General features: G+C 45.4%; 17 protein-coding genes and 1 pseudogene. 6 read left to right on the top strand and 12 right to left on the bottom strand.

All coding sequences use genetic code 11. From position 1 onward, the window contains the following. Window positions 1-286: 286 nt before the first annotated feature. The 5 genes from ACLGGO_RS20045 to ACLGGO_RS20025 all read right to left on the bottom strand — a co-directional run bounded on the left by ACLGGO_RS20045 (window position 287) and on the right by ACLGGO_RS20025 (window position 6800). Window positions 287-1156 carry a PEP-CTERM sorting domain-containing protein gene (locus ACLGGO_RS20045; RefSeq protein ID WP_446420630.1) on the bottom strand — a complete coding sequence of 290 codons (870 nt, stop codon included), beginning with the start codon at window positions 1154-1156 and terminating at the stop codon, window positions 287-289. A 202-nt stretch (window positions 1157-1358) separates the two neighbouring features. Next, window positions 1359-2138, bottom strand: a complete 780-nt coding sequence (locus ACLGGO_RS20040; RefSeq protein WP_446420629.1) for a PEP-CTERM sorting domain-containing protein — start codon at window positions 2136-2138, stop codon at window positions 1359-1361. Between the two features lie 203 nt (window positions 2139-2341). Then, entirely contained in the window at window positions 2342-3346 is a 1005-nt protein-coding gene (locus ACLGGO_RS20035) for an NF038130 family PEP-CTERM protein (protein ID WP_446420628.1), read from the bottom strand. Window positions 3347-3956: 610 nt separating this feature from the next. Beyond that, window positions 3957-4874 carry an NF038130 family PEP-CTERM protein gene (locus ACLGGO_RS20030; RefSeq protein ID WP_446334178.1) on the bottom strand — a complete coding sequence of 306 codons (918 nt, stop codon included), beginning with the start codon at window positions 4872-4874 and terminating at the stop codon, window positions 3957-3959. A 702-nt stretch (window positions 4875-5576) separates the two neighbouring features. Continuing rightward, complete coding sequence (locus ACLGGO_RS20025; protein WP_446420627.1) at window positions 5577-6800, bottom strand: LL-diaminopimelate aminotransferase; 1224 nt, start codon at window positions 6798-6800, stop codon at window positions 5577-5579. Window positions 6801-6916: 116 nt separating this feature from the next. Here ACLGGO_RS20025 and ACLGGO_RS20020 point away from each other — a divergent pair, with 116 nt between their 5' ends. Then, window positions 6917-7048, top strand: a complete 132-nt coding sequence (locus ACLGGO_RS20020; protein ID WP_446334176.1) for a hypothetical protein — start codon at window positions 6917-6919, stop codon at window positions 7046-7048. 340 nt (window positions 7049-7388) lie between these two features. Here ACLGGO_RS20020 and trxA read toward each other — a convergent pair whose 3' ends face one another. The 4 genes from trxA to ACLGGO_RS20000 form a co-directional block, all read right to left on the bottom strand. Beyond that, on the bottom strand, window positions 7389-7718 hold the full coding sequence (gene trxA, locus ACLGGO_RS20015; RefSeq protein ID WP_446420626.1) for a thioredoxin: 330 nt from the start codon (window positions 7716-7718) through the stop codon (window positions 7389-7391). Between the two features lie 125 nt (window positions 7719-7843). Continuing rightward, window positions 7844-8623 carry a PspA/IM30 family protein gene (locus ACLGGO_RS20010; RefSeq protein ID WP_446420625.1) on the bottom strand — a complete coding sequence of 260 codons (780 nt, stop codon included), beginning with the start codon at window positions 8621-8623 and terminating at the stop codon, window positions 7844-7846. A gap of 285 nt (window positions 8624-8908) precedes the next feature. Beyond that, entirely contained in the window at window positions 8909-9670 is a 762-nt protein-coding gene (locus tag ACLGGO_RS20005) for a PspA/IM30 family protein (RefSeq protein ID WP_446420624.1), read from the bottom strand. A 179-nt stretch (window positions 9671-9849) separates the two neighbouring features. Continuing rightward, window positions 9850-11202: a hypothetical protein gene (locus ACLGGO_RS20000; RefSeq protein WP_446420623.1), complete on the bottom strand. Its 1353-nt coding sequence runs from the start codon at window positions 11200-11202 to the stop codon at window positions 9850-9852. Window positions 11203-11320: 118 nt separating this feature from the next. Between ACLGGO_RS20000 and ACLGGO_RS19995 the strand changes: the two genes are divergently transcribed. Both ACLGGO_RS19995 and ACLGGO_RS19990 read left to right on the top strand, forming a co-directional pair. Continuing rightward, window positions 11321-11863 carry a DUF721 domain-containing protein gene (locus ACLGGO_RS19995; RefSeq protein WP_446420622.1) on the top strand — a complete coding sequence of 181 codons (543 nt, stop codon included), beginning with the start codon at window positions 11321-11323 and terminating at the stop codon, window positions 11861-11863. A gap of 305 nt (window positions 11864-12168) precedes the next feature. Further along, window positions 12169-12477, top strand: a complete 309-nt coding sequence (locus ACLGGO_RS19990) for a hypothetical protein (RefSeq protein ID WP_446420621.1) — start codon at window positions 12169-12171, stop codon at window positions 12475-12477. A gap of 334 nt (window positions 12478-12811) precedes the next feature. On the opposite strand, the gene menB is transcribed toward ACLGGO_RS19990, so the two are convergent. The 3 genes from menB to ACLGGO_RS19975 all read right to left on the bottom strand — a co-directional run bounded on the left by menB (window position 12812) and on the right by ACLGGO_RS19975 (window position 15438). Beyond that, entirely contained in the window at window positions 12812-13645 is an 834-nt protein-coding gene (gene menB / locus ACLGGO_RS19985) for a 1,4-dihydroxy-2-naphthoyl-CoA synthase (RefSeq protein WP_446334168.1), read from the bottom strand. Between the two features lie 288 nt (window positions 13646-13933). Further along, complete coding sequence (locus ACLGGO_RS19980) at window positions 13934-14509, bottom strand: REP-associated tyrosine transposase (protein ID WP_446420620.1); 576 nt, start codon at window positions 14507-14509, stop codon at window positions 13934-13936. Window positions 14510-14568: 59 nt separating this feature from the next. Beyond that, window positions 14569-15438, bottom strand: coding sequence for an aldo/keto reductase (locus tag ACLGGO_RS19975; RefSeq protein WP_446420642.1), 870 nt, complete (start codon window positions 15436-15438; stop codon window positions 14569-14571). 150 nt (window positions 15439-15588) lie between these two features. On the opposite strand from ACLGGO_RS19975, the pseudogene ACLGGO_RS19970 reads away from it, so the two are divergent. From ACLGGO_RS19970 to ACLGGO_RS19960, 3 genes and pseudogenes are all read left to right on the top strand, one after another. Then, window positions 15589-15732, top strand: a pseudogene (locus ACLGGO_RS19970) (MerR family DNA-binding transcriptional regulator); the annotation flags it as partial. Window positions 15733-15736: 4 nt separating this feature from the next. After that, window positions 15737-16825, top strand: coding sequence for an RNA-guided endonuclease InsQ/TnpB family protein (locus ACLGGO_RS19965; protein ID WP_446420619.1), 1089 nt, complete (start codon window positions 15737-15739; stop codon window positions 16823-16825). Window positions 16826-17327: 502 nt separating this feature from the next. Further along, entirely contained in the window at window positions 17328-18311 is a 984-nt protein-coding gene (locus ACLGGO_RS19960; RefSeq protein WP_446420618.1) for a glycosyltransferase family 2 protein, read from the top strand. Window position 18312: the final 1 nt, after the last annotated feature.

Below are 18312 nucleotides of genomic sequence, written 5' to 3'. Positions count from 1 at the left end.
CATTGTCTGCGGAAGGCGGACAACTGCCTGTTGACGCTGAGTAAGACCATCACCGGATTTAGTTCCGGACTTTCTACTCTTAGAAATTAGAAAGTACCTAACGTGGCATCGGCGGATGAAACGGGAAGCCCTGAAGACGAATAAGACCGTCCTTGTTTTTAGAAGTTGGAGGTTCCCCAACTTCAGTGAAGCAAGTTGGGGTACTTCACTACCCAAAACTATTCCTCAGTAAAGTTTTGGGTATCCTCTCAATATTTTCAGTTGTTTTTAGTGGTGGTAAGCCGCCCTAATCTGCCTTCATTCGCTTACGTTTTGCAGCCAAGAAACCACCCAAGCCAAATAGCCCTAATAATGTGGTAGGTTCTGGTACAGATGCGATATCAGATTCGTCACCAAATTCTCCCGATGGATCTGTAGGCGGTTCTTCTGCAACAGGTGCTTCGGGTTCAGTTACAGAGGGTTCTTCTGCAACAGGTGTTTCGGATTCAGAATCGAGAGGTAACAAGGAGATAGGTGTGGGTAAAAAGTCTACTGGAGTGATTGAAGTGTTGAAAGATACTAAACCCGGCTTGATCGAGTTATTCTTAGCAAGAGACATCGCCGTTTGGGTAAAACCGCCACTTACGCTCAGATTAACACTGGAAGGGAAAAGTACAGAGGCGGTAGCATTCCCGCCAAACAAGACCTTACAGGTATTATTTAAACAGGTTTCGATATCAGCATAATTATAGTTACCTGCAACAATTTCCTTATTTCGGTAAAAGACATTAAACTGAGATAGCAAATTGTTCTGGGAATCTAGAATAGAACCCTGCAGATTGATAAATGGTAAAAGGGAGCTAGGTAGGAGTTCCTCCAAATAGTCTTCAACATGAGTAAGACCAAAAGTTAACTCTTCATCTTCGGCATCAGATAACCGACCATGGGCATTATCGACAATGATTGTACTCTCGAAATTTACCTTTTGTGGCTGAGCAATTAGCTCTTGAAACTCTGGTGGTAAGAATTGTGATACAAATGGATTAACGTTTACCTGAAAAGCCACAGATCCAGAAGAGTCTATTTGTGTCAAGCTAGCTGCCTCAGCGGGAGCCATTCCTACTACTCCGAGAGCTATAAATCCGGCTCCAGCAATTGCCGTGGATAATTTATTCATGTCGATTTTTTAATCTCCTGCTTAGATGTACGTGTTCCTTCTTAATCTATGGGATGTAACAACTTATTTAGGTAAAGTTAATGTGACTGTCTGTAAAGTTTTGATAAATATTATGGCGAGTTAAGTCCCTGTTAATGTGAGTACAAAAAAAGAGCTAGATAGCTCCCTTAAATGCAATATAATTTCTCTGATGAAAGATTTACTATTTTTTCTGCTTACGTTTGGCGTTCAATAAACCTCCCCCAGCTAATAAACTTCCTAGTAAAAAGGAGGGTTCTGGAGCAGAGGGTACAGATGGAGGGTCTACAAAGGAAAGAGGGGTTGCTGTTTGGGTAACATTAAAGCTCATATCGGTACTAACCAATACTGAGCCTGGTAAAGGTAAATTAGGAGACAAAAAAGCTAGCGCAACATTAGTCGAAATGGAACCTGTACCATTGATCAGACATATACCATTCAGACAAGGTTTAATAAGATTATAGTCATAACCACCGATAATAACTTCATCGGTAACCTCATTGTAGGAGAAGTCAAAACTAGAAAGGGATTGCTTCTGAATATCTAAAACTTCTCCGTTCAGGTTAATAGAACCGAGAGAAATTACTTGAGAAGATCCGGAAAACAAACCGGAAAAAATGTTAGACAAAGAGTTGTGGACGTCGCTCAGGGGAAGAGTTAATTCAGTATCACCTGAGTCATGTAATCGACCACTGAGATTATCAATGATGATACTCTGTTCTACAGTGGCTGTAGCTTTGTTCTCATTAAACACAATACCCGGAAGACTGGATAGTTTACTGCTCAACAGTGAAATCACATTTGATTCCAAAGTGACCGTGCCACTATAATCAAGCCGTGTACAGTTAAGTTGAAGTTGTCTACAGGTATCAAGTGTCACTTGAGCTGCCTCGGATGGAGCCGCACTAACTGCTCCGAGAGCCATAAATCCGGCTCCGATGATCGCCACCGATAAGCTTTTCATATTGATTGTTTTCTATTGTAGATTTACGAACTCCCTCTTAATCTATGAGATGTTTATACCGGATCAGGTCAAGGAACCGTGAAGTTTATATGAAGTTTTGATGAAGTTTCTGGATCGTTACGTCGTGGGGAGGCGATCGCACAAAAAAAGGAGGGACTTAACTCCCCCCAGATTACGATACAAATCTTCTAATTTGAGGTTAACTATTTTTTCTGCTTGCGCTTGGCGGCAAACATTCCACCAGCCGCCAATAGGCTTCCTAGGACAAAGGAGGGTTCAGGTGACTCTTTTACTGCTACATTAGTCGGTAGCTCAGGATCATAGAGCCCTGTATGAGAGATCATATCCCCTTGCTCAATCAACCCGGATTTAGCAGCGCTGAAGCTATAATGATACGAAGTCTCTCCATCATAGTCAATCTTGACCAGTTCAGCCGCCTGTACAGGTTTCCCTTGCAAGAAAACAGACAACAAATTTTTCTGTTGATCGGTTAAACCATCAAAGATTAGGTCAACGGCATTAAAGTGCCCCGCTAGCCCAACTTCTAGAGATCCCGTCGTATCATTCATGTCAATGTAGGCAATATTCGGATCGCTGAATCGTTGAAATCCGCCCTTATCCCGGAAGGCGTTGAAAAGATTCTCTTTACTATTGGGAATTTTGGGTATCCGCATGTTCGCGAACCCTAGCAGTTGATCATCGATGCCATAGAATCCTAAAGCCGCCTCAAACCACTCAGTCGCCAAATTCTTGGCTGTATAGCTAGTATTTAGGTCTTCCCCAAACCAATCCGTTGCTGTCAAACTGCTCAGGGTAATACTTTTGTCCCCAATATCACCCGTTAAGCTAGTAACCGTAGTGTAATTCAAGAACTTATCAAGGGATAGTTGTTCACTGTTGGCAAATAGCTCAACATTGCCCCCCGGTTCACCTTTTTTACAACTATTGCTGGGAATAAACGCTCCTCCAACCGAGCAATTTCCTTGCAGGACTGTTTCCAAATCGGCATCGTTGTTGAGTTTTGTAAAATCCGTGGTCGCTGTCATATCTGGATTAGGGACGTATTCGTAGATCAAATAGTCCACTCCCTTCACGCCAGTCACTTTAGGGTTAGTCAGAGATGCCGCCGACGCTGGATTGGTGGCGATCGCACTGACACATGAGGCAACTGATGCCCCGACGAGCAGTTTCTTGATATTAGTTTTCATTGCAGTATCTCCGTGACTTTATCGGTTGAGCCTTTAACAGCACATACATAGGGTTAGGCTTTGGCTAACCCTCTCTTGGCTCTAATAACCTCTGGTTGCCCTCTAACAGGCGATGTCTTCAGCCGTTATGAAAGACCTACTCAAAGCTGGTCAACCTTAGTGAGACCTAACTTTGATGCTTACTTCCTGCTTCACTCTGGCAGTGACGGCACTTAACCAGTCCACAGGCTACCACCACCTAACTGGCGGCTATCTCCAAATTAATGGAGGCATTAAAATCGCGGTCAAGTTCTAACCCTTGAGCTTTCGTCGCCTGCACACAAATTTCCTCTTCTCTTTATAAAGTTTACATGAAGTTTTGCCAAAAATCGATAAAGTTTCGATGAAGTTGTAGCCATTTTATTTTATATGTGCTAATAACCATTTAATTAAATATATATAAAAAAATCTATCAACCTGTATACCTTTGGTAACATTATGTAAACAACTGGTATGTTTCCACCGAAGTATGTCTACTGACAAAAATCAGATACTATACCACAAAGGGAGCCTGTTGGCTCCCTGAAAACTGCTCTAATTGTCACAAGCGCCTATATCAGCGGTATTTGACCTAAGATTTTTGGCTCTGGCGTTTGGCGGCGACTAAACCACCTACCCCAATTAAGCCGAGTAGAATCGAGGGTTCTGGTACATCAACCGGATCAAGGGTCAATTGTGGATCATAGACACCGGTGTGCGATCGCGTGCCATCGTTAGACGATAGGGTAGATATAGCTGCACTGAAGGTGTAAGCATAAGTTGTTTTACCGTTATGGGTAACCTTGACCACCTCACTGGCTTGCAAAGGTGAGTCTAACATTCCTAGTAGGGTTTGCTGTTCAGGGGTGAGGGCGCCGAATAAAAGATGTGTGGCGTCGAAGTGACCCGCTAACCCAATATCTACTATGCCATTAGTATTATTGACGTAGGAAATATTCGCATCACTGAACCGTTGGAATCCGCCGTTGTTCAGGAATATGTTGTAGAGAAGTGGACTATTAGCAATACCATAAGCACTCAGAGCATCACTAAACCATCTATTGGCTAATGTATTTGCTCCATAGCCAGTATTTAAATCCTCTCCAAACCAGTCTACTGCCGTTAGACTACTCAGTGTCATACTTCTACCATCATCAAAGGTAGCTTGTAAACTGGTAACATCCTTATACGCTAAGAATTGATTGAGGTCAAGTTTTTCGCTGCTGGCGAATAATTCTAGGTTTCCACCGGGTTCACCAGGGTTACATTCATATTGCGGCTGATAGGCGGGAACACTGCAATTGCCTTGTAGGAGAGCATTGATGTCGGCGTTTGGATTGGCTACTGTTGTATCTAATATGCCATCATTATTCTTATCAATTGCCTCATATTTAATAATATCTGAACCGGAGAGCGTAAACGTTGTTGCAGAAGCTGGAGCCGTGGTGATCGCGCTGACACCGACAAGAATTGATGCGCCAAAGAGTAACTTTTTCAGATTGCTTTTCATGAGTTGTTTCCTGAATGGAATGATTGAGTGATGACAAAGAAAGGTTTCAGTTTTGTAGAGTTCCGCTTCTCCTGGCAAGGTAGTTAAAATTAACCTCCTAAATTAGAGATTATCCGACAAAATAAGTTTTTCCCAGACTGAGCGAAATTCTATGAATCGCTGGGTTTCCTATGGCTCCTTACTCATCTAACCCAGCCTTTTCTTATATGTCTTTTATTATAGAAAAATAAATCTTATGAATGGGTAAAGCTTTTGTAAAACTTTTAATCTGCTTCTGTGAAGATTACAAGAAGATTGGGAACTTGTAGAATTGAGAGGCACTAAATCGGGTAAAATATAGCAAATATTGTAAATACTTGTAACATTATTTTGCCAATTTACTGACAAAAATATTGAGATTTATAACAGTACCAAGACAGGTTAGGATATTCTTTACTGTTAAGAGTTCCCTGTTAAGAGTTGCCTCTCCCCACCCCAAGACTCCCTACAGCAGCCCCTACTTATGGGATTGCTGAATAAGTTGTGGGTGAAGGGAGCAGGGGAAGCAGGGGAAGCAGGGGAAGCAGGGGAAGCAATGATACATTTTCCCTGATAGCGGTGCAAGGGTATGAAAGGGTTTTATCCGATTTCCTTGAAGATGATCCAATGCCTATGCTACTCAAAGCCTTGATAGATAAGGGTTTTGCAGTTGTGCAGCAAGCCCTACTTATGGGATTGAAAGCCTGTATTACGCGATCGCATAAATTCGGCGATTCGCTGCACGGCTGTTTCTAAAACATCAGGTTCCCGCACCAAAGCAAAACGCACATATCCTTCCCCAGCCTTGCCAAAACCGGCTCCTGGTGATGCCGCCACTCCGGTTTGCTCAACTAACTGGGTGCAAAATTGGATCGAATTGTGCTCCCAGGGTTCGGGTAATTTTGCCCAAATATACATAGTTGCTTGGGGAAGCGGCACCTGCCAACCGATATGGTGTAACGCCTGCACAAACGCATCCCGCCGTTTCTGAAACGTAGCCACCATGGTTTGAACACCATCTTGGTTCCCTTGCAACGCCGCGATCGCACCGTTTAAAATTCCTCGGTACTGATTAAAATCCACCACCGCCTTGATTTGGCGCAACGCCTTAATCAGTTGAGCATTTCCGATCGCATAACCAATGCGAAAGCCGCCCATATTATAGGATTTAGAAAAGGTAAAAAATTCAATCGAGATCTTTTTATCGGGGTCAGCTTGCAAAATTGAGGGTGCTAGGGCATTAAGATTGGCAGGTGCTGTACCGTCTTGGGAAAATACCAAGTCAGCATAAGGGAAATCGTGAACCAGAACCAAGTCATGGTGGCGGCAAAAAGCAACCGCTTGCTGGAAAAAGGATAACGGTGCGATCGCGCTTGTGGGATTATGAGGATAGCTCAACACCATCATCCTAGCTTGGGCAAGGACAGAGGCGGGAATCTCTTCAAAAACAGGTAAAAACTGATTTTCTGCCAACAGAGGCATAGGATAGATTTGACCCCCCGCCAAGTAAACCCCACCCGCATGAGACGGATAACCTGGATCAAGCAATAAGGCAAAATCACCGGGGTTGAGAATCGCTAAGGGTAAATGCGCTGTTCCTTCTTGGGAACCAATCAGAGGCAGAACCTCCGTTTCTGGGTTCACTGGAATACCAAATCGTTGGCTATACCAATTCGCTACAGCCTGACGAAACCCTTGCGTACCATGAAACAGTAAGTAACCATGAGTGCTAGGGTCATGTAGCGAGGTTTCAATAGCAGCAACGACATGATCCGATGCCGATAAATCAGAAGACCCTAAGGATAGGTCAATAATATCTTGACCCAAGGCTTTAGCTTTTGCCTTCGCCTGATCCATATCGGCAAACACATTGGCTTGCAGGGGTTGTAAACGTTGAGCAAACTGCATGGTTTAGTTAGTTGGAAAGCCGAGGTGTAGGGGCACGTTTGATAGATAACATTTTGCCACAAACCAATAACTGGACTAAACCCGCCCTTCAATAATTCGTTAGAGAATAGGGAATTGTGAACTACCAACATCAAATCAACGATTATGATATTGGCTTCGCGTCTCATTCGCCGATGCCACCACACCAAAATATGTATTGGTCTTACTTAGCGTTTCTGGTTGGAATCCAACCTTTATCTCCTCAATAGGGAGAACCCGCGCAGCCGCCCTGGTTCCCAAGGCTCAATTGTGTTTTTACCGCTTGGTTTTCGCGGTTTGTAACTAGAGTTATAGTCAATAATCTCAACAATAACATATCTTGTAATTGATCACAAGGTATCTTGTAATTGATCACAAGGCAAGAAGTGCATAAGTTTACAAAAACAAGTTTTTCCTCACGGGCAATTCACGCAAGCCGCTAACTCTACGGGTATAGCGGGAGACTTCTTGCCGTGTCTAGTTAAATCCTAATTTGTAATTCAGACGGGGCGGGTTTAGTGACATTTTGGCGGCAAAAAATGATAATGGTGAAACCCGCCCCTACCAGCTTCAAGATTCAAAACTCTTGTCTATCATTTCTTGCAACTTTTGCTTACCAATAGCGCCTTCGTAGGATTGGGCAACCTCTCCATTTTTAAAGAGTAAGAGTGCGGGGACTCCTTCGACGTGATACTGCTTCACAGTAACCGGATTTGGATCAACTTCCATCTTAGTCACTTTCAGGCGATCGCTATAATTCTCCGCAATCCAACTTACCGAGGGCGAGACGAGGCGGCAAGGTCCACACCAACTTGCCCACAGATACACTAGCACTGGCTTGTCGGCTTTTAAAACTTCGGTTTCAAATTCCTGATCGGTAATTTCAAGTACTTTGCTCACAACACCCTCCATAAACACAAATGACTACTTTATTATGTAGAGACGTTGCATGCAACGTCCCTACACGAGTCGGTAGTCTACCAAGATCTGGGGTAGCCGCGATCGGGCTGATCGACGGCTGATGCTTACAAATTGTCGATTTGCTTTCGCAGTTGTTCCAATTCGTCGTCAACTTCTGATTTTGGAGCAGTACCCGAGTCGGTTTTCTGCTCTGATGCACCTTCTAAAACTGGCTGGGAGACGGAGCCTCCGGCTAACTGGGCTTTCATTGCTGTCAACTCATCATCAACATCACTCCCCGATTCCAGGGCGGCAAATTGATTTTCTAAGTCAGCACCACCCAACTCATGAGCGGCTTGGGAACGGGCTTCAAGTTCCATCACTTTGTCTTCCATCCGCTCAAATGCCCCCATCGCCGAGCCAGTTCCCAAACGACCAATGGTACTTTGTAACTGCTCATTTGCTTTGGCAGCGCTCACCCGTGCCTTGAGCATATCTTTCTTGGTCTTCGCCTCAGAAATTTTGCTTTCCAAGGCAATTAGGTTACGCTTGAGGGTTTGTACTTGAGCTGTTTGCTGATCTAGCTGACCTTTGAGTACGGTTGCTGTTTCAGCGACCGTTTTCTTGCGCTGGAGTGCTTCCCGGGCTAGGTTTTCATCCCCTTTTTGCAGGGCCAGTTGGGCGCGTTGCTGCCAGGTATTGGCTTCGGATTGGTTTTTATTGTATTGTTGCTCGGTACGTTTTTGCGTAGCAATTGATCGGGCAACGGCTTGGCGCAGTTGTACCAGATCTTCTTGCATGTCAATAATGGCTTGTTCCAGAATTTTTTCTGGGTCTTCAGCCTTGCTAACCATATCGTTAAGATTAGCTCTGACAACTCGGCTCAGGCGATCAAATAGTCCCATGACGCTGTTTATCCTCTCGGAATGTACAAACTAAGTATTAAGCAGGCTCTACGGTTGGGAATCTGCTTAGGGGGTCAACTTTATCGAATAGAGGCTCTCCTGCCTTTTGGAGAAAGCACTGCGTTAATGGAATCGAAACACTCATAACCAATGGTATTCAGACAGGAGGCTTTTCATCTAGTGTAAAAACTTCCAGCCCAATATTGCTAGCTCTTGACATCCTCACCGCACTTTTAGGGCGGTGATTCCTCACCACGCCGCCTAACAAGGTTGTTGACGCGCCAATTAGGGTTTATCCAGATCCCAACGCAGTTTTTCTAATTCTGCCTCAATTTCCGCACTGCTACCCGATGCGGTTTGAGAGGAGGGTAATTTTGCTGATTCCGTTGTGCCACCTAGGTTGGCTTTCATCGAAGCTAATTCCATATCCACATTGCCACTTTCTAGGGTATTAAATTTCTTTTCTAGTTCATCGCCACTAGAGAGTTCTGCGATCGCCTCTGATCGCGCTTCTAGTTCATGTACTCTGTCTTCCATGCGCTCAAAGGCACTCAGGCTACCGCCTGTGTTGTGATTTCCCAGCATCTGGTTAATTCTCTCTGAGGCTTGAGCCGAACGCGCTCTGGCAATATAAAGGTCTTTTTTCGTTTTTGCCTCCGAGATTTTACGCTCTAGAGTCAGCATATCTTTTTTAAGTTTATTGACAATCTCACGTTGCTGCCCTAGTGGTGCTTGTAGAGCTTGAGCCGTTTGCTGATGAGTTTGTCGTCGAGTTAGGGCTTCTCGTGCCAAATTATCGTCCCCTTTTGACAATGCCAGTTGAGCGCGTTTGTACCATTCTTGTGCCGTCGATTCAGCTTGGGAGGCTTGGCGTTCTGTACGTTTTTGGGACGCGATCGCTTGGGCGACAGCCTGCCGCATGTGAATTAAATCCTGCTGCATATCGTCTACAGCTTGTTCCAGAATTTTCTCTGGATCTTCGGCTTGTCCAATCAGGCTATTCAGGTTGGCGCGAATCACTCGCCCGATGCGCTCAATCAATCCCATAGCAGCTCTCCATTGTGGTTAGGGGTAGGGAAAACTTTATCACTATGGTATCTCAGGCTTGTTGGTCTTATGTCTTATGTCATTCTCTATTGCCAATGCGGTCCATCAATTCCCTAGCCGATCTCCATTGTCATTTGTCTCTTGTCATTCCCTGTTTCCTATTGAGAGTTCCCCAGTTACTAAGGGTTATAAATCGATGCCGAAAGTCCCTGTTGCTTAAGTTCCTCGACGAGGGTTTTGGCTTCCGACTCCCGTTTAAAAGCGCCCATAGCAATTCTTGTCCCTGCGGGTACATTCACCACGTAGGCGTCAGGGACGATAGTTTGGGCTTTCTCCAACACGCTACTATCGTTGGAGTTAATCAGCACATAATAGAAACCCTTACTCAAATTTGAGTTGGCGTTGTTTGAATTCGGTGCAGCCGAAGTCGGGGTTGATGAAGTGGGTGTGGATTTATTCGCCTTTTCTGAAGACTGGTTAGTCGATGATTCAGGTTGAGCGGGTGAAGAATTTGGTGTCACCGATGGCGTAGTCGTCTGAGGGGCGGTTCTTAGTGGGGTAGGAGGGGGTAAAAGGGCGGCTGGTAAATTTGAAGCCGGATTCGGTAACTGGGGTAAAGGAAATACTGAAGCCGTCGGTGGAGCCGCTTCTGGGAGAGGTGAATTGGGGATGGGGGCGATGGGTGAAATTGGATTGGGTGTTGGACTAGCTTGGAGCTCACTGAGCCTGTATATATCAATAGATTCTGAGAATTCATCACTGGCGAGATTAGGTCTATTTACGCCGAGTAATTCATTTTCCCCGTTAACGGTTGTCGCTGCGGAATTCTCAGCCGTCGTGGGTGTCTCACTCTCCAAGAAACGGTCAAGTCCTAGGCTAGTCCGAAAAATATAGGTCAATGTAGCACTAGAAACCAGCAATAGTAAAATCGAACCGACACCGAGGGGAGTGAGGATTCTATTCGTTAAGGGTTTTTGAGAATCCTTCGTTGTTTCTTGTTCGGCTAAAGTTTGCCGTAGTTTTTCTGATGATTCTAAATAGTCTTCTGGCTGAGACTGCTCGGTTGTCGGGACAACTAATTTTCCCTGCCTTTCTAGGGATTCCTCTAGGCTTGGGAAGTCAGCAGGGGTTGGCTCCTGAGTCGTCGCCAAGGGCGCTTCCTGGCTAGGTAGGGGGGGAAACAGGGGTGGAGTGGGTTTAGTCTCTGTGGATTCCCTATTTTCTGGTGTTGGAGAACCCCCCGTTGGAGCGGATTGCTGATTTATGTCTACGGGAGGACTCGCCGGAGCGGCTGGGGCGATAGAAATAGGAGATGCTGTTGTTGGCTCAAGCTGATTTACGGCGGGTTTGTGTCGGGGGTAATGTCCCGGTAGTTGGGCAGATGTGACAGAACGTCCCTGGCGTTGGCGTCGATAGCGGGCTAATTCAGCTTCGAGTTGCACGTCTAAGCTTCCTAAAGCCGTCTGCAAAGCAGGGTTAATCGACAGGGGGGAGGAAGGAGTTGATGATTTAGCTGGGGTTTTCTGGCTCATGAAGGGAACTTCCGTTTAATCCGACTGGCTTGAGTGAGGCACTATCTGGGTGAGGACGAATGCAACAGCTCAGGATACTGTTTGTTTAGGATGGATGTATAGGGACGCATAAATACTCATGCTGAAATCTCTTAATCATATAGTAACGGCGCTGGAAAATCAGTCATTTTGGCAAGGTCAACAGCAGTTTCAGTTGATCCGCGACTGTTGGACTGAAGTTGTGGGTGAAGATAGGGCGCAGCAGACAAAACCCCATTCACTATCCCGGAATATTCTATATGTTGCCACGTCAAGTTCGGTTTGGACTCAAGAGCTGAGTTTAAATTGCCGTTCTATCTTGAAACAGATTAATGCTCGATTGTCAACCCCCATAGATAATATCCGCTTTTCGACAACGTGGTGGTATCAACACCAAGCCTTACCCCAGACTGAGGAATCGGAACATCCCAGCCTTGTGGCTGAAGTGGAGGTTTCATCTCCTGCTGATCCGCCTATTGAACAGCCTACACCCCAAACCACATTTGAACAGTGGGCGGCAAAAATTCAGGCGCGATCGCAGCATTTGCCCCTTTGTCCTCAATGTCATTGTCCCACACCCCTAGGAGAACTCAAACGCTGGCAAGTTTGTGGACTATGTGCGACCAAGCAGTGGCAAGGTTAGCTGTCCTGCTTATGAATGGTTTCCCGTCAGATCGGTTTAACTTATCATTCTCGTTTTTATTTCCCGATGAAATTTCGGATCTAACTATACATTGGCTTTCACTGTGGACTTGATCCCCATGATGTTTCACCAAAAATTCACCAAGTTTTTGACCAAGCTTAACCGATTGTTTAGTTTCTTTACGAAAATGTGTGCATATATAAAGCAATTATAAAGAAATCATAAAATATTAATACTTTTAGTAAAAAATAATGGAAATTTGAAAGTATAGACAGCTAATTAAAAGTTCATTTTTAATTACTCCAATGAAGACATTCAAATGCTCAACGTCCGCTTGTCAGTTTTGTCGCTATTACCAACTTGAAGGACGGCGCGGCGGTACGTGTCAGCAACTTGGCGTACCCGTTAAAGCCAATTGGAAAGCTTGTTCTTTAGCCCTCCCACCCTTTGCTCCCTCCTGGGAAAGTTTTGAGCAAATATGGATTGATGATCAACACATGTTGAGAGAAGAGTTGGCTGTAACTTGCTCAAGGAGCAATTCCCAGCCGACACAGCAGGTAAAAGTCCCGGCATCAACGCCTGAGAAATTGACAACTCAAGTTGCTCTGGTGTGACTTCCCGTTTACAATGCTCGGCTAGAAGGGCAGTTAGTTACAGGTTACTTATAGCCTGCATCAATTTAACGCATTCATATAGTGAATGCATCAACCTTGCCCTTGAGTTTTATCGTTTTAGTGGATTCCTATTTAATTAATCTTTGATAACCAAATCTTAATCGTTGAGAAAATTTATGTAGGGGCGGGTTTCACCGTTATCGTTTCTGATTCACCCAGATAGGACTAAACCCGCCTTTGTGTAGGGGCGGGTTTTACCGTTATCGTTTCTGACCTCACCTAGATGCGACTAAACCCGCCCCTACCAAGTCAAAGACCTAACGAACAGGTCAAACTACGGTAACCAAGGATATTGACGGAAATCAGGAGGGCGCTTTTCCAGGAACGCTTGTTTCCCTTCTGCCCCCTCCTCAGTCATGTAATACAGTAACGTGGCATTTCCAGCCAATTCTTGTAAGCCTGCTTGACCATCACAGTCAGCGTTAAACGCCGCTTTTAAGCAACGGATAGCAATGGGACTTTTTTGTAAAATTTCTCTTGCCCACTGAACCCCCTCCGCTTCCAACTGGTCTACGGGGACAACAGTGTTCACCAAACCCATGTCCAGCGCTTCTTGTGCCGTATACTGGCGACAGAGGAACCAAATTTCCCGGGCTTTCTTCTGACCCACGATTCGGGCGAGATAGCTAGCGCCAAATCCACCATCAAAGCTACCGACTTTCGGACCCGTTTGACCAAAGATGGCGTTATCCGCCGCAATGGTTAGGTCACAGATAACATGCAAGACATGACCGCCGCCAATGGCATAACCTGCTACTAGAGCAATCACCACTTTTGGCATAGAACGAATCAGGCGTTGTAAGTCCAAGACATTTAAGCGAGGAACGCCATCATCGCCAACGTATCCCGCCTTATCCCGAACGCTTTGGTCTCCTCCAGAACAGAAGGCATATTTACCATCCGTGTGAGGACCCGCCCCGGTTAATAGGACAACGCCAATTCTCTGGTCTTCGCGGGCGTTACAAAAGGCGTCGTAGAGTTCAAAGACAGTTTTAGGGCGGAAGGCGTTACGCTTGTGGGGGCGATTAATGGTGATTTTGGCGATACCGTCTGCTTTGTGATAAAGGATATCCTCGTAGGTTTTGGCGGTTTGCCAGTCAATTGACATATCGGTATTTTCCCTTGGTTATAAAGACTCCAAGTACTACTTTGAGCTTGACTTACCTATCCTAAGACTCAATGGCATTAAAAATTTGCCGTTTTGGATCGCCAAAACCCTTGATATACCGTAGGGTGGGCATTGCCCACCTGACTCAATCCATCAGGTGGGCATTGCCCACCAGCCTTAATGCAGTACTATTCATACTCAGGCAGCGTGTGGGCATTCAAACTGGTCAAAAAACATCTCTAACTCCATCAATCCCTCCTGGTACGGCGGGCATTGCCCACCCTACGATTATTCACCAACTCTATCTGCGATCGCGTCAAAATTGGGTATTCGGGATTGCTTGCCCCCACAAACACAACACCACTCAGAATCATATCCTCCCGTCCGCACCCATGAATGAAAACTCGATGATGTCCACAAATGAGGACAAGATACTAAACCATGTTTAACCGGATTGTAATGGATATAGTTAAGATGGGCTTCAAATTCCTTCTCATTTTGAATGGTATGTTCCCAGAAGCGTCGCTGCCAAACATCACTTTCTCGATGCTTCTGACGTGATATTGACACATTTTTAGGTGATCCTCTCTCACCCCGCAATGATTTTGTAAACAACACTTTTAACCGACCAACTCGTTTAGAGTAATTTTTATCGTTGATAGGTAATTTCCAGAGAAAATGGAGATGATCTGGTAGAACAACAGCCCCAATAATATCAAAGGGCATTTCAGTTTTCACTTGTGCCATGACACGGCGCAAGCGAGAAACATTTTCTAGTTCTGAGAAAAGAGGCTGACGACTATACGTCACCAAGGTTAAGAAAAACGTGCCTGCAGGAATAAAAACTCGACGATAATCAGACATTGCGTAGGGTGGGCATCGCCCACCATTTCAAAAGTTTTGGTGGGCATTGCCCACCCTACCTAACTTGGCATTTCGGCTTGGGGTGGAAAGCCATGCTGGATTCTGCCGATATCGGCATCATATTTTTTTGAGGTTTTGAATAGTTCAAAGCGTCCATCCGCCGCATAAACGGCACACTTATCACGTAGCGCCTGACTATGTTCGGGGTTCATCGGCTGAAAACCCCGGGCAATGGCTAGGTTTTGACGCAATACGTCCAGTGACGGAATACCGCTAACGGTGGTGGCGACAGGTAAACTCATCGCATAACCCAGCGCTTCCTCAACAGTGAGAATCCCGTTTTTTATCGCTTGACCATTACCGCTTAAGCTTTTCATCCCGATGGGCGCAATACCGCGCCGATTTAGTTCCGGTAATACCTGCTGTTCAAAACTGCTAAACGTGGCGTCGAAACAGTTAAGCGGTAACTGGCAAGTGTCGAAGGGGAAGTCATAAGCCAGCATTTTCAGGTGAATCGCTGGGTTTTTATGACCCGTGAAGCCCACAAAACGCACTTTACCCTCACGTTTTGCCCGTTCTATGGCTTCAATGACCCCATTTTGCCGAAAAATTAGCTCTGGGTCGTTATCATAAACGACTTCATGAATTTGCCACAAGTCTAGATAATCGGTTTTCAGTCGCCGCAGTGATTCTTCCAATTGCTGCATCGCCACACTCCCATCGCGTCCATGGGTGCAGACTTTGGTCATCAGGAAGACTTGATCACGCCGCCCAGCCAATGCTTTGCCCATCCATTCTTCGCTGCGGTGGTTATTATATTCCCAGGCATTATCCATAAACGTGATTCCCGCGTCAATGGCTTCTTGGACAATGCGCGTTGCTTCCTCCTGACTCGACGCATTACCCAAATGAGCGCCACCTAAGCCAATGGCTGAGACATCTACACCAGTTCGTCCCAGGGGACGGCGGGGGATTTCTCCAGGGTTGAGGGTTAGAAGCTGCCACTAAATATCTGGACACTTCTGGACATTTCTTCCTGATTGGGTAATAATACTCAGGTACTCTATATCAGTAACGATATGGAAGCACCAGAAGTGACACTTAGTATAGGAGATGCAGCAAAAGAGTTAGGCATCTCAATCAAGACACTAAGGAGGTGGGCAGACTCCGGAAAAATCCGTTCAGAGCGCTCACCTTCAGGACAAAGGCGGTTTTTCTTGTCCAGTAATGCTTTTAGGATTTAAAACAGAGTTAAGACTAAACAATAAGCAGCGAACCGCGCTAACCAAGCACGCTGGTGTTGCCCGTCATGCTTGGAATTGGGGCTTAGGCTTGACTAAACAGATACTCGACCACAATCGGGATAATCCAGAGGATAAAATCAAGTTTCCCACTGGGATTGATTTACACAAGTGGCTAGTAGCAATGGTTAAACCTATCTGTCCTTGGTATTATGAGGTGAGCAAATGCGCTCCCCAGTTGGCGCTTAGACAGTTAGCTCAAGCCTGGAAAGATGCATTCAAAAAGAGCAAAAAACCGCCTCGGTTTAAGCGCAAAGGCAAACATGACAGCTTTACTTTAGACGGGTCAATCAAGCTTGCCCACTTTAAAGTTAGAGTTCCGGTTATCGGTTGGTTGAGGACCTATGAGCGGTTACCCGTCCACTTTCAGCCCAAATCCGTTACCATATCCAGGACGGCTGACCGATGGTTTATTAGCTTTAAACTGGACTATGAGCCAATTAACCGCCCCAAACCTCACCCAGTAGTGGGAGTTGATTTAGGAATAAAAGCGTTGGCTGTTTTGTCTACCGGGATTGTAGTAGAAGGTGCTAAAAGCTACCGAAAGTATGAGAAAAAACTCTCTCGTATGCAGTGGCTAAGTCGTCATAAGCAGATTGGTTCGGCTAATTGGAAAAAAGCCCAAGTCAAGATAGCTCGTTTACACCGCAAAATAGCCAATATCCGTAAAGACACATTACATAAACTCACGTCCTATTTAGCCCAAAACCACAGCCGAATAGGAGTAGAGGATCTTAACGTGTCTGGGATGATGGCTAATCACAAACTGGCGAAAGCTGTTCAAGACATGGGCTTTTATGAGTTCAAACGTCAGCTAGAGTACAAGTGCAAGCTGTACGGAGCAACGCTGGTTGAGGTTGACCAATGGTATCCCTCAACTAAAACCTGTTCTCGCTGTCATACCGCCAAAGATGAAATGCCTTTATCTGAGCGGGTTTTCCGGTGCGATAACTGCGGACTGGAAATTGACCGAGATTTTAACGCCTCCATTAATTTGGAGCAAGCCGCCAGTTAGGTGGGGGAGAGCCTGTGGACTGGTTGAGTGCCGACACCGCCAGAGTGAAGCAGGAAGTAAGTTCCAAAGATGTCCATTTATGGGTAGCTTTGGGTAGATCTTATGTAACGGTTGTCATACTATTTATATCTCCTGCAAGGGGCGTTTTTTGGAGCGGTGCGGCTGCAACTGGTTGGTTGAGTGGGGAGTTATCACTGGCGGCTTGGTGGTGATCGGTCATACTGTTTATCCGTCTACAATACTTTAAGTAGAATGGCACGTTCCTCGTATTCTGGTGGGCAATGCCCACCCTACGGTATATCAAGGGTTTTGGCGATCCAAAACGGCAATTTTTAGTACCATTCACTTTAAGTATGGTTAAAGAAACCGTTTGACTCAACGACTGGAACGTTATTGCTGCTACAGATAACCTTCTTATCGTCGCTGCTTCAAACAGTTGGAGGATCAACAAAACCCACTTTAGATTTCTCATTCATTAAGTCCTACAGCCATTTGTCCCTGAATGCAGTACAACAATTCATCTGTAATACCCCATCCCTCATCCTGGTTTTTCAGTGTTGTTATTCCAACTTACAATCGCTTACCCATTTTGCAAAAATGCCTGAAAGCATTGGAGCAACAGCATCTCAGGGAAGATAGTGTTGTCGCTGGCTATGAAGTCGTCGTGGTGGATGATGGCTCAACGGATGGCACCCTAGAGTGGCTGGAGTCTCATCGTCATGAATTATCTAAGGTGCGATCGCTCTCTCAAGATCACCTAGGTCCAGCAGCAGCTCGTAATCTAGGCGTAGAGCAGGCTAAAGGCGATACGATTATCTTTATTGATAGCGATTTAGTCGTTACCGAGAATTTCCTGCAAGCCCATGCGGATGCATTGGTTCAGGGACAACAGCAGTTAGGGAGCGATCGCGTCTTTACTTACGGTTGGGTAATTAATACCAACAATTTCGATAATCCCAGTTCAGAACCCTATAAGATAACGGATTTCTCGGCGGCGTATTTTGCTACGGGGAATGTTGCGATCGCGCGGAAGTGGTTGGAGAAAGCGGGACTCTTTGATACTCGTTTTCAACTCTATGGTTGGGAAGATTTAGAACTAGGTGTTCGCCTCAAACAATTAGGTTTAAAACTGATTAAATGTCCGGCGGCTGTCGGCTATCATTGGCATCCTCCCTTTAATTTAGACCAAATTCCCCAGATGATTGACCGGGAAATTCAACGGGGACGCATGGGGGTATTATTCTATCAAAAACATCCCACTTGGAACGTGCGGATGATGATTCAGATGACATGGCTGCACCGGATACTATGGGGCGTTCTTTCTCTAGGTGGGAGACTCAATGAACGAACCATGGCATCTTTTTTGCAATGGTTAATTAATCAAGGGAAGCCGCAGTTAGCCTTGGAAGTTGCCCGAATTTTCCTGAATTGGTATAACGTACAGGGAGTTTATGCGGCTTATGCGGATATGGAACAAAAGCGGTAAA

Origin of the sequence: Coleofasciculus sp. (assembly GCF_046565525.1) — a bacterium.
Taxonomy (GTDB): Bacteria; Cyanobacteriota; Cyanobacteriia; order Cyanobacteriales; family Coleofasciculaceae; genus Coleofasciculus.
This window is presented reverse-complemented; position numbering and strand designations above follow the sequence as displayed.

Bases quoted from the DNA above. Each gene is read 5' to 3' on its own strand.
- ACLGGO_RS20045 (WP_446420630.1), bottom strand. From the start codon at position 1,156: ATGAATAAATTATCCACGGCAATTGCTGGAGCCGGATTTATAGCTCTC.
- ACLGGO_RS20040 (WP_446420629.1), bottom strand. From the start codon at position 2,138: ATGAAAAGCTTATCGGTGGCGATCATCGGAGCCGGATTTATGGCTCTC.
- ACLGGO_RS20035 (WP_446420628.1), bottom strand. From the start codon at position 3,346: ATGAAAACTAATATCAAGAAACTGCTCGTCGGGGCATCAGTTGCCTCA.
- ACLGGO_RS20030 (WP_446334178.1), bottom strand. From the start codon at position 4,874: ATGAAAAGCAATCTGAAAAAGTTACTCTTTGGCGCATCAATTCTTGTC.
- ACLGGO_RS20025 (WP_446420627.1), bottom strand. From the start codon at position 6,800: ATGCAGTTTGCTCAACGTTTACAACCCCTGCAAGCCAATGTGTTTGCC.
- ACLGGO_RS20010 (WP_446420625.1), bottom strand. From the start codon at position 8,623: ATGGGACTATTTGATCGCCTGAGCCGAGTTGTCAGAGCTAATCTTAAC.
- ACLGGO_RS20005 (WP_446420624.1), bottom strand. From the start codon at position 9,670: ATGGGATTGATTGAGCGCATCGGGCGAGTGATTCGCGCCAACCTGAAT.
- ACLGGO_RS20000 (WP_446420623.1), bottom strand. From the start codon at position 11,202: ATGAGCCAGAAAACCCCAGCTAAATCATCAACTCCTTCCTCCCCCCTG.
- ACLGGO_RS19995 (WP_446420622.1), top strand. From the start codon at position 11,321: ATGCTGAAATCTCTTAATCATATAGTAACGGCGCTGGAAAATCAGTCA.
- ACLGGO_RS19990 (WP_446420621.1), top strand. From the start codon at position 12,169: ATGAAGACATTCAAATGCTCAACGTCCGCTTGTCAGTTTTGTCGCTAT.
- menB (WP_446334168.1), bottom strand. From the start codon at position 13,645: ATGTCAATTGACTGGCAAACCGCCAAAACCTACGAGGATATCCTTTAT.
- ACLGGO_RS19980 (WP_446420620.1), bottom strand. From the start codon at position 14,509: ATGTCTGATTATCGTCGAGTTTTTATTCCTGCAGGCACGTTTTTCTTA.
- ACLGGO_RS19965 (WP_446420619.1), top strand. From the start codon at position 15,737: ATGCTTTTAGGATTTAAAACAGAGTTAAGACTAAACAATAAGCAGCGA.
- ACLGGO_RS19960 (WP_446420618.1), top strand. From the start codon at position 17,328: ATGCAGTACAACAATTCATCTGTAATACCCCATCCCTCATCCTGGTTT.